The 10,972-nt window shown below is 66.6% G+C and carries 10 protein-coding genes; 2 read left to right on the forward strand and 8 right to left on the reverse strand.

What is annotated here, in order from left to right; genetic code table 11:
• The 3 genes from K0M70_RS10140 to K0M70_RS10150 all read right to left on the reverse strand — a co-directional run.
• Nucleotides 1-283: hypothetical protein (locus tag K0M70_RS10140; protein ID WP_290781753.1), on the reverse strand; the 283-nt coding region annotated here is incomplete at its 3' end.
• A gap of 56 nt (nt 284-339) precedes the next feature.
• Nucleotides 340-1,752 (reverse strand): histidine kinase dimerization/phospho-acceptor domain-containing protein, encoded by a 1,413-nt coding sequence (locus K0M70_RS10145; RefSeq protein WP_290781754.1) that lies wholly within the window; start codon nt 1,750-1,752, stop codon nt 340-342.
• The gene (locus K0M70_RS10150; protein WP_290781755.1) at nt 1,739-2,404 is read right to left on the reverse strand and encodes a response regulator transcription factor; all 666 of its coding nucleotides are present in this window, start codon (nt 2,402-2,404) and stop codon (nt 1,739-1,741) included. Before K0M70_RS10150 ends, K0M70_RS10145 begins: the two co-directional genes overlap by 14 nt.
• 750 nt (nt 2,405-3,154) lie before the next feature.
• On the opposite strand from K0M70_RS10150, the gene K0M70_RS10155 reads away from it, so the two are divergent.
• Nucleotides 3,155-3,412 carry a hypothetical protein gene (locus K0M70_RS10155; RefSeq protein WP_290781756.1) on the forward strand — a complete coding sequence of 86 codons (258 nt, stop codon included), beginning with the start codon at nt 3,155-3,157 and terminating at the stop codon, nt 3,410-3,412.
• 168 nt (nt 3,413-3,580) lie between these two features.
• Here K0M70_RS10155 and K0M70_RS10160 read toward each other — a convergent pair whose 3' ends face one another.
• The 3 genes from K0M70_RS10160 to K0M70_RS10170 form a co-directional block, all read right to left on the reverse strand.
• The gene (locus K0M70_RS10160) at nt 3,581-5,788 is read right to left on the reverse strand and encodes a S8 family peptidase (protein WP_290781757.1); all 2,208 of its coding nucleotides are present in this window, start codon (nt 5,786-5,788) and stop codon (nt 3,581-3,583) included.
• A 6-nt stretch (nt 5,789-5,794) separates the two neighbouring features.
• Nucleotides 5,795-6,904 carry an AAA family ATPase gene (locus tag K0M70_RS10165; protein WP_290781758.1) on the reverse strand — a complete coding sequence of 370 codons (1,110 nt, stop codon included), beginning with the start codon at nt 6,902-6,904 and terminating at the stop codon, nt 5,795-5,797.
• A gap of 103 nt (nt 6,905-7,007) precedes the next feature.
• Nucleotides 7,008-8,087, reverse strand: coding sequence for a site-specific integrase (locus tag K0M70_RS10170; protein ID WP_290781759.1), 1,080 nt, complete (start codon nt 8,085-8,087; stop codon nt 7,008-7,010).
• Nucleotides 8,088-8,206: 119 nt separating this feature from the next.
• Here K0M70_RS10170 and K0M70_RS10175 point away from each other — a divergent pair, with 119 nt between their 5' ends.
• Nucleotides 8,207-9,100, forward strand: a complete 894-nt coding sequence (locus tag K0M70_RS10175) for a DNA-binding protein (protein WP_290781760.1) — start codon at nt 8,207-8,209, stop codon at nt 9,098-9,100.
• Nucleotides 9,101-9,179: 79 nt separating this feature from the next.
• On the opposite strand, the gene K0M70_RS10180 is transcribed toward K0M70_RS10175, so the two are convergent.
• Nucleotides 9,180-9,944, reverse strand: a complete 765-nt coding sequence (locus K0M70_RS10180) for an enhanced serine sensitivity protein SseB C-terminal domain-containing protein (protein ID WP_290781761.1) — start codon at nt 9,942-9,944, stop codon at nt 9,180-9,182.
• Between the two features lie 69 nt (nt 9,945-10,013).
• The coding region (locus tag K0M70_RS10185; RefSeq protein ID WP_290781762.1) for a hypothetical protein at nt 10,014-10,972 on the reverse strand (959 nt) is incomplete at its 5' end.

The raw sequence follows: 10,972 nt of genomic DNA on the forward strand, positions 1-10,972 counted from the left end.
CCCCCCCCCCCCCCCCCCCCACGACGGTGTCGCCGTCGGCGACCAAGCTGCGTTGGACCGTGCCGGAGTGGCGCGCCGACAGAATGGCGCGTGCACCGGCCGCGAGCTCGGCCTGCGCCGGAATGGTGGCCACCGGGATCCACTCGGCCGGCTCGGCGGGCGCGAAAGCCAGGCCCATGGCCTCGGCCTGCGCGGGCGTGACAGGCAGCGGTGTGGCGGCGGAGGCATGGGCCGCCGCGAGGACGAGGGCCAGGGGCAGCAGCAGGGTGGGAAGGCGGGGCACGGGCGGGTCTCCGGTATCGTTTCAATCCACGATCCCGCGCCAAGCTTTGGTGCTGCTTAAGCCGCCCCGTTTTCCAGTGCGGCCCAGCCCGACACGGTGGTGCGGAGGCGACCGGATTCCAGCGAGAATTCCAGTTCGAGTCCCTGCGCCAGCGCCAGCGCGCGCGCCAACGCCAGGCCCAGGCCGGCGTGCGGGATGCCACCGGTCCCTGTGCTGGCGCGGCCGCCCCGGAAGAAGCGCGTGCCCAGCTGTTCGAGGTCTGCTTTGGCCAGGTCCGGGGCGTCGTTCTCAATCCGGAGCCCGTCCACTCCGGGCTGCAGGGTCAGCCGCACCGTGCTGCCCTCGGGTGCGTATTCGAAGGCGTTACCAAGCAGGATCGCCACCAGGCGGGCACTCATCGAGGCGTCGGCGTTGACCCAGTATTCCGCCGGCAGGACCATTGAAAAGGCGACGTCGCGGCGCACGCGCAGCGCCTCAAGGCGTCGGGAGGCCGCGGCCAGGATCGCAGCGAGGTCCAGGGGCTCCACTTCCGCCTGCACCAGCCCGGCTTCGTGGCGGGCCAGGCTCAGCAAAGCCTCGACGGTCTGCTCCATTTCGCTGCCGAGCCGGGCAAGCTCCTCGAGCGCGCGGCGCTGCTGCACGGGGTCATCCACCAGCAGGGTGGTCTCGGTGATCGCGCGCAACTCGGCGACCGGGGTGCGAAGCTCATGCGCCAGGTCCAGGGCGAATCGGCGTTCGCGCGCAAGATTACGCAGCAGCGTGCCGATGACCTCGTCGAAGCGCCGCGCCAGGGGCTGCAGTTCGCTGGGCAGGGTGTCGTCGGCGATGGCCGTGCCGGGGTCACCCAGCTGCACGGCGGCGATGCGCCCGGCCAGCTGGTCGAGCGGTTTCAGGCCCAGGTTTGTGCCGCGCCAGGCAAGCAAGATCGCCAGCGCAAGCGCTAGCGCGACGGTGCCGCCGGTTAAAAGGTGCAAGCGCTGCTCAAGCGCGTCGATCTGCTCTCGCTCTTCTGCCACCACGAGCAGCAGGTGCTGGCGCGGGTCGTCCGCGGCTAGCAAGTAGCGACGGGCCACGGCTCGGCCGCGGTGCCCATCCGGAAGCGGCAAGTCGTAGTGGGTAAAGCCGTCGAGCCCGAGCACGGTCGGCCGATCCAGGTCCGCCGACTGCGCCGATGCCGAGCGGGCGACCACCTGGCCCTGCGCATCCCAGGCCTGGAAGAAGTCCTGGTGTCCTTCCTCGCGGAACTCCGGCATCCAGCGCTCGATCGGCTGGGCACGATCCACCCGCGCCCCCAGATAGGCGGCGATGGCATTGGCGCGCGAGCTCAGGCTGTCGTCGAAGCGCCGGTAGATTTCGCCGTCCACCACCGCGTCGAGCGACAGGAACAGGCCCCCCAGGGCCAGCACGAGGGCGCCGGCGAACCCAAGCCCGATGCGCTGGCGCAGCGAACCCGGGCTACCGCGCCGCATAACCGAAGCCCCGGCGCGTCTCGATAAGCCCATCAAAACCACCGCGCAAGAGTTTGTTGCGCAGGGTACTCATCAAGACCTCGATCACCTTGTCCGACGCCTCGCTGTCGCTGGCGTACAGCCGCTCGAACAACTGCGTCCGGCTGTACACCCGGCCGGGGTACCGAACCAACTCCTCGAGCAGGGCGTACTCCTTGGGCGTGAGGCCAAGCGTACCCTGGGGCCCGCTGACGGTCCGGCGGGCGGTGTCTATCTCAAGACCCTGGTACCTGAGCACCGGGGTGGGCTCGACGGCGTGGCGACGGCCCATCGCAAGCACGCGGGCGCGCAACTCGTCGAAGGAGAAAGGCTTGACCAAGTAGTCGTCGGCCCCGGCATCAAGGGCGCCCACCCGCTCACCCACGGCATCCAGGGCGGAGAGCACCAGCACCCGGCTGGCGAGGCGGCGTCGCCGGATCTCGGCCAGCAGGCTGCGCCCGTCGAGGTGGGGCATCATCAAGTCGAGCACAATTACGTCGTAGACCCCGGCGTCGAGATAGGGGAGGGCCGCGCGCCCGTCACCGGCCACGTCCACAGCAAGGCCGGCCGCTGTCAGTCCGGTGCGCAGGGCCTCGCGGAGGCGTTCGGAATCCTCGACAACCAAGACTTTCATGGGCAGGTGGGAATGGCCATGCCTACATTGTAGTGGCCAGGCTTTGGCCATGCTTAAGCGCACGCGGAGGAGACTGTCTGAATTACCCCGGGCTTCATGGAAACCTACCGGCCTGAAAGTCCCGCCCGTCGTTCGAACTCTACCGGAGAGATGTCTCCGACAGAACCGTGCCGACGCTTGGGGTTGTAGAACAGCTTGATGTACGCCAATTGAACGGCCAACAAGACCCTGCTCGTCGCGGGACTGATCGCACTGGGAGGATTTTGGTGGGCGATCCGAAGCCAGGCCGCGATCAGCGACGATCAATTTCTGCGATCCATGATTCCCATCACGCCGGTGTCATTCTGATGTGCAATCAAGCGGACTTACGGGACCCGGAACTGCTCAAGCTGTGCAATGGCATCGTGCAGGGCCAACAGGGGGAGATGGAGTTTATGCAACGTAAACTGGCTCGGTAACGTTTTGCCCAAGTCAGGCCTCCACTGCCGCGACACGCCGACCAGCACATCGATAGGCCCAGAGACGCGCAGCGCGGAGTTGCGCGAAAGCCGTGGGTCGACGAGACGCGTGGGAAACGCCACGGCGGATGCCGCCACCGCGAGTAATCTGCGTTCTCGAAACGGGCGCCCGTCATCATCCCACACACGCACATTGGCCGCGATAGCCTGCGGCATGGCTTGCGGCGATCTCCCGAAGTAGCCTATTAATGCCAACGTCTATCCGCAACTGCAGTTGGAAGGTCGTATATCCATGATGACGATTGATGAAATCATCGCAATTGCGAGGAATACCAACGCCTCGGTTCAGGAAAAAGGGATTGTCGAGGCCTTCATCAGCGGCCTCCTGACGGCCAAAGACCTAGAAACCTTGATGGCGATGGAGGGAACGCCTGGGCTGGCGGAATGGGCGGGCGCGCTGATTTCACAAGCCCTGGCGTACCTGCGGTCGATCGCCCTACTTGGCACGGAGGCACCTGCGAGCAAGATGGGTGGTCAGAAACTTAAGTAGGAGCACCGACGCCGGCCTGCCCAAAACTGGGCCTGAAGTGCCGAGTGTCCGGGAGTGTCCGCAGGAAACGACACGTTTGATCCATCGCGCACGCGCACCTGCTGGTCCATTCGCAGGAAGTAGCAGGGGAAATTTCACGGCTGCCCGGACGACCTCACCACATGGACACTAGATGCCGGCGACGGGAACCTGCGTCTCCAACGCGACCGGCAGTGTCTGCAACACCGGAAACTGGGTCTGGATCCGCGCGAGCAAGTCATTGACTCCCGGCGCTTGAATCGTCACCACCAGCGCATAGGGCATCGGCACGGCATCCTCCATGCGCACTGCCTCACTTTCGTCTCGCACCTGATAGTTAATGTGGAAGTAGGGATCGGCGAGGTCTTCCACGGCGATCTTTCGGCTATTGTGCAAGACGGTATCCCAACGCATCGCGTCGCGGCGGAGCTCCGACTCGGTCCTGTACATGCCGCTGCCAAAAAGCGGCAGAGACTTGCCGGGCCTCTTATAGCAGCGCACCCACAGGCCTGCCCGCGTGTAGTTGATGGCGTGTGCTGAATCCACGGGAGCGCGGTAGCAGAAGGTGGCACCCAGCCGGACCTTTGTCGCAGGCGGCAAACCGTGAGGGATGGGGATCAACGCTTTTTGCGGATGGCCCGGGCGGGTCACACCCTGATAGACAATACGGACCACATCGGCGGGCGTGTACAGGATGTCTTCCGGGTCCAGCGGCAGGCGCCCCCAACCGACCTCGCGTCGGTCGTGCCGCCGGGCACTGAACTCGCACGCATTCACCAGCAAGGCCTGCAGCGTGATCGGATCAAAGCTCGATTGACTCAGCACGTCCACGCCGACCGCGGCCCGCAATGCCAATGGACTGGCAAAACTGGTCCCCGCGACGGCGACGACGCCCGCGAGTGGATTGAAAATGGCAACCGGTTCCTCGTTGCTGCCTCCGAAGGCGAGGGCATCGGGCTTGACAAACCCTGGGCTGCGGCCCGGACCCCAAGCACTGTAGGGCGCTCGATTCCAGCGCTTGCCCGCAGATCCCGCCGCGCCGATCGCAAACACGTTCACGGCATCGCCCGGCGGCTGAATGCGGCCAAGTTCGCCCGCGTGCAGGCCGTTATTGCCCACTGCCGCCGTACACAGCGTCTGTCCGTCGGCTAACTCCGTGTCAAGGCGAGAGGTCCATTCATGCACGTCGTCGTCAAAGAACGTGGCGACGGGCCCGAGACTGATGTTGGAGAATCGATAAGGGCGCCCTGCCGTGCGCGCACTACGCAAGGCGGTAACGATGCGATCAAGCACGTCCAATGCTTGCTCTGGACTCTGCAGAGTGGGCAGAACTCGATGGTGATCGACACGGCAGTAGGGGATGGGGAGTTGTGCCATTCCAGGTGAGACTGCCCCGAAAAGGAAGGCTGATGTCACGTTGATCCCATGTGCGACATCGCCAGCAGACGGCGCGGGAAGCGATGCACTCGCCAGTTCGTTGACCCACGGCTGCAAGGCGTTCACCGTGCCACCATCAAAGATCGCTGCCGTATGCATCGGCATGAGTGGCGCTGCGCCGACCGGCACCGCAAGGGGCTTGAATGACTTTCTCAGAGAGCCCTCAAGCACCCAGTCGCCTTGGAGTTGCGGCATGGAGCGAACCAGTCGGATGCGCTGGAATCGAGCGAGCAGCGAAACCCGATCCGCGGGCAACTGGACGGTTACAAACGTCAGTCCCGGCACAAATCGATAGCCGCGCGACGTGATCTGCCCACCCAGCGACTGGACATAAGCTTGAAAGCTGGCGCGAATATCCGCATCGCCTTCGCTCGCATGCAGCGTCACGTGCACGTGATCCCGCCAAGGCGTCTGGGGGTCTAGTCGAAGTTTCTCAGCATCATCAAAAACCGTGATGTGTTCAATACGGATCAGCTGTTCTTGGCGCCCCTTAGGGGCGGCGTCATCCATGAGAACGCGGTCCATGGCACCGAAACTCGCTGCCGTCCCGGAGACGAAAATGGCAGCCGTTTCCAGCGCCTGGTCTCGATCGGATTTTCTTACCGTTCGCGGACGCACCCGGGTGGGGCGGGACCCCAAAATACTTAGCCCAACCTCACGAAGCAACCCTGCCGGAAAGTAGGATTTGGCCAAGTAGGCGGGGTGCAGCACGACCTTGGTCGTGATCTCGCCGCGCGGCGCGGTCCCGGGCAGCGGCTGGTTGGCCAACGCCTGGATCGCCGTGAGTTCGGGGTGTAACGCCAGACGAATCTCGCCGATGGTGTAGGGGTGCGCTTTGTCGCCGCCGCCTTTCGGCCAGGACAGCGGTCCGATCAGCTCGCGCCCATTGGCTATCAGGACATTGCGGGGTTGGGATGCCATGGGGCATTACTCCGTACGATGGAGGAGGCGCGAAACAGTCGAAGCGTTGACCTTGAGATCCTTTCCGATGGCCCGCAGCGACCAGCCAGCGGCCTTGAGCTGCTTGGCTCTGAGCAGGCGGGGTACGTCCTCACCGGCCGGAAGCTCCTGCGCAAGTTGAGCCAGGAGGGCGTCCTCAAAGCCTTGGCCGTGAAGAGCCACTTGGCGCTGGGCGCGCTGAACAAGGCGGGTTGCGTCGGACAGCGGTCGACCTGCCAAGGTGGGCGCGACGATCGCAGACAGCGCGGGCGAACACCCGACGCCGATGAGCACGGCCTCCACCTGCGCCGGCGAACTTTCCGGAAAGCGCAGCCAGCGATCGAATCGCCGAAAGATAGCCCGATCAAGCAATTCTTCGTGATTGGTGGCCGCCACGAGCAAGGACGTCGCCGGCCACTCGTCAATGGCCTGAAGCAGCACGTTGACTACGCGCTTGAGCTCCCCCACGTCTTGCCCGTCATCGCGGCGTTTGGCGAAGGCGTCAAACTCATCAAGCAAGAGCACGCAAGGCTGCGCCCGGGCATGGGCGAGCACGCGAACCAGGTTGTTGCCTGTCTTGCCCAGCAGGCTGTTGACGGCGGCCGCCAAGTTGAGCGTAACCAAGGGCAACTGCAGCTGTTCCGCCAAATAGTGTGCGGCCAGGGTCTTCCCCACGCCTGGCGGTCCCGAGAGCAGCAGAGTGCGCGAGGGCGTTAGACCGGCCGCCAGAAGTTTGTGGGCGCCGCGCCATTCCTCGATGAGTTGCTTGAGACTGATCTCCACCTGCTCCGTCCACACTGGCGGCGTGTCCAAGTGCACCGGGTACTGCACCGTCGTCAAAGACAGGTTGCTCTCGCTATCGACGGGGCTTAGGGTGGCTTGGTGGGAGGCGGCGTCCCGCGCCAGTGTGAGACGCGAATCGTGCGCATCGGCCAGTGCTCTGGACAAGACGTTGGCCAGCGGCGAGGCCTCACGGCGCAGGCGAGCAATGAGGCGGCTCAGCCGCAGTTGGAAGGCGCCCGCGTTGCCGGCACACCCCTCGACAACAAGAGCAGCCCATTCGGCGTGAGAGGCGGGCGGAGAGGGGGAAACAGGCACGTCGACCTCGGGGTAGGTGTTGCATCTGTTGCGCAGTGTTGCATAGGCACCGCAACACAACAAGCGCGCGCTCCACGCCGGCGCCATTGGCCGCGTTGGCGCCTTACCGAGCAGGCTTCAGCAGTCTCGCCGCCGGATTGACCGTGACCGCCCCCGCCTGGAAGTAGCCAATGACGCTGGCCGGCGAGCGGTGCTCGGTCATGGCCATGAGGGCGGGCAGGGCGATGCCCTGGCGGCCGCCCTCGGTAATGAACCCTGAGCGCAGGCTGTGGCCCCCAAAATCCCCGGAGAGGCCCGCCAACGCCGCCCGGCGCTGGACGATGGCGCCCACCGCCTTGGGCGAGAGCCCGTCACCCAGCCGGGTGTCCCAAAGCCGGCGGAAGATCGGGCCTTGGGTCAGGCCAGACGCCGCCAGCCACGCCGTCATCGCGTGGGCGGCCACGTCCAGCAGCGGCTTGTCGGGGGTGGAGGCCGCGGTGGGACCGGCCTGTTGCGTCTTGCTGTGCTCGAGCCGATAGATATAAGTGTCGGCGTCGACCTGGCGGAGGTCCGCCAACTGGGCAGCCGCGATTTCACTGCGCCGCCGGCCGCCGGTGGCGAACCCGAAGCAGAGCAGGGCGCGGTCCCGCAGTCCCTCTAGCGAGTCATCGCAGGTGGCCAACATGGCTTCGAGCTCCGGCGCCGTGATCGCGGTCTTCTTGGTCGGCCGCTCGCCGCGCTTGATGGCGGCGCGGCGGGCTCGCGACAGCAGATGGCGCACGGCCGGCTGCTCGCAGGGGTTGGGCTGCTTCTTGAGGGCGTGCAGGCTCGAGAGCACGGCGACCCGGTGCGTGACCGAGCTCAGCTTGAGCGGACCTGGCTGGGCCTTGATGCGCGCCGCGACCAGCGCCGCGTCGGCGGCCGGCGGCAATTCCCAGGTCAGGCCCGCTTTGGCCTTGCGGGCGACGTGATCGACGATGAACTGGACGACGGTGGCTTCGGCCACCGGGACCGCGATCGGCTGGCCGAAACGAACCTGGTGCCAGCCGGCCCAGTAGCGCAGGGCGCTGGCGTAGCTGCGGGTGGTGTTCGCCGAGGCAGCTTCGGCCAGGATGTCCTGCACGGCCGCGGCGGCGCTGGCGGCAAGCTCGGCCGGGAGCAGGGCGGCGACGCTGCGCGAGGCGGGGAGGCGCGATTTGGCCATAATTATGCTACATAGTACGTATGTTTTAATACGAATAGAGGACGCTACTTCTGATAAATATATCTTATCGGCTGTAGATGTCCAATGGAGTAGGGCGCTCGCGTCGCAAGGAGAACACCGTGGCCAAAGGGGTTTCGCAACAGGACATCAGCCAGGCCGCCGACGCGCTGCTCGCCGCCGGCGAACGGCCCACCGTCGAGCGCGTGCGCCTGGCGCTCGGGCGCGGCTCACCCAACACCATTGGCCCGCTGCTGGAGGCCTGGTGGTCCCAGCTGGCGCAGCGTCTGGCCCAGCGCCTGGCGTTGCCGGCGGTGCCCGAGGCGGTCGGGGAGGCCTTCGCCCAAGTCTGGGAAGCCGCGCTCGCGGCCGGGCAAGCGCGTGCCGAGACCGTGGTGGCGCCCGAACGAGCCGCCCTCGCCGACGTCCTGGCCAAGGCCGAAACGGCGATGGCCAACGACCGCGCGGCGCGGGCGGCGCTGGAAACGCAGTTGGCCACCGCCAAGGGGGAGGCCGAAGCCCACTACGCGGCCTTGGTGATGAGCGACCAGCGCAACAGCGATCTGCAGCGCCAGGTGGCGTCCCAACAGGCCGAACTCCAGGCGCTCTCGTTGCGCCTGGACGCCACACTCGCCCGCCACCACTCCGTGGTGCAGCAGGCCGAGTCCGAGCGCGCCGCGGCCGCCACCGAACGCGAGGCCCTGCAGGCGCACGGTCGCCAGACGGAGGACCGCGCCTACGCCGAGGTCGATCGCCTCCGCCAGGAGATCAAGGTGACCAAGGCGCAACTGGCCGCCCAGGCCCGCGAGCACGCGGCCGCCCTACGCACCGCCGAGCAGTCCCTGCGTGCTGCCCACGTTGCTCAGCACCGGGCCGAGCGCGAGAGCGCGGCGGCCCACGCGCGGGCGCAGCTGCTCGAGCGACAACGTGCAAAGAGTCCGGCGGCGCCGACCAAGAAGGCCACTTCGCCCCCGCGACGCCGCACCGCCAAATCAAAAAGCGCTCCGGACGCCTGAGTGGCGGTAGCGATCCCGGGGCGAGGCGGGCGACCCGGCGAGCGTCCACGACGGCGAGTTCGCCGGCACGACGCAACCGCTACGCGTGCCCGCTGTCGGTCGTACGCACGCTCGGGGGCTTCTCACGATCGTAGATCGGCGCCACTGCATGCTCGACAATCCAATCGGGCAGCGCCGCCGCCGGGTCGAGGACATGGACATCCAAGGCCCGGTCCAGGGGACCGATTGCGTTGAGCGCGGTGGCGATGGCGCGGCTGATTCGTTCGCCATGGTGCGTGGGCGCCACCACGGCCACAAACCACGCCAGCGCCGGCTCCCGCCCCCGCCAGTGGGCCTCGCCCAAGTAAGCCCGCTCGGCCACGTGCAGGCCCGACAACGTCTGTGCCAAACAGGCGGCCAGTGCGTCCGATGGCTTGGTCGGCGCGCCAATCCGCACCTCCTCCTCCTCGCCGACGGTAAAGGACGCCACATGGGCGACGGCGCCGCTCTCCAACAGTCCGTCGATCTCCTCTGGGTAAAGGGTGCAGGAGACATCGTTGGGGTTGATCATCAAGGTGGCGCCACGCGTGGCCTCGAACAGCACGCGTCCCTGGACGGGCACGCTCACTACGCGGCCGCGACCGGCCTTCTTGGCCTTCCTAATGTCGGTGAATACCGGAATGACCCGCAATCCGTCAGGACGATCGAACATGCAGATATTCAATCGTCCGGTACGCGGGCCCAACGGGCTGTGCACGTAAAGCGCAACCGTCAGCAGTTTCTGCAGCAACGCGGGCTCGTGGCGGCTGTCGTGGTGTGCTTGGAGAATCTCTTCATCCAGAGATCGGGGCGCGGGCGGCTTCATGGATGTGGATCATCCCTCGCGACGGGAACCGGGAACCGGCCTGTCCGGAAATCATGCCAGCGGGCCCCGTCACGTTTCCACCCAGTTTGGGTAGAACGCCGCGCGAGCGATGGCGCGGGCCTTGGCGCCCAATCGTGGCAGCTCCTGCAAGCGGCCGCGCGGCGGGCCGTCCAGGTCGAGCGTTCGACGATGCGCCTGTCGGCGATGCTGGGCCTCTGCGACCGACACGCGCTCGGGCACCAGCAGCGCGCGCATATCGTCGGAGGGGCTCTCCAGCAGGTCGCGGATTAGGCGTCGACGGCTCGCGCCGGCTGCAATCGCCAGTTCAGGAACGGCCAAGCGCAGCGCCGGGATGATGACGCCAAGATCCGGTGTTGCCGTGTCCCAGGTTTGGTCCTGGTGGGTCACTTGATTCAGCACCTGCTGGCGAAGCCGGGCGCCGAGGAGGCGTCCGATGGCCGCGAACTCCCCGCTGGCCACTGCCAGCAGCAGGCACTGCCAGGCGCGCAGGCCGGCCTCCAACGCCAGCGCCGGATCGCGTCCTCGCATCGCCATGAACAGGTAGGCGATCAGGGTCGTAAGGGCGAATCCATCCCCCTGGACCGCCAGGTCAAGCAAGCGGCGGGACGTGACCGGGCGCAAGGCGTTGCTTGGGTAGATGGCGCCCGAGGTGTCAAACACCCGGGTGTGAACCCGTCGGCTCGCGGCGACTAGGGCATGGGTGAGGTCCCGGTCACTCGGCGATCGCCCAAGCACGGCATAGAGGGGGTGGAAAAACCGAATCGCGGTGTCGTTGCCGGGCATCGGAGCGTCCCGGTAGATCACGTCGAAGAGGCGCGGCGAATTATCGCCTCGGAGATAGCGGGCAAAGAGGCCGCTGCGATTGCCATCCAAGGCGTAGCCCGACGTCGCACCGGTCACGCGCAACACGCAGTGCGCCCAGTCGACGGTGGCCAGCACCGTTTCAAGCCGCCGGGTCATCCCCCGCCCCTGACGCCGGCGGCGCCCCCCCCCGCCGGCCCCGGCTT

The sequence above is a fragment of the Arenimonas sp. genome, from assembly GCF_019459675.1.
Lineage (GTDB): Bacteria > Pseudomonadota > Gammaproteobacteria > Xanthomonadales > Xanthomonadaceae > Arenimonas.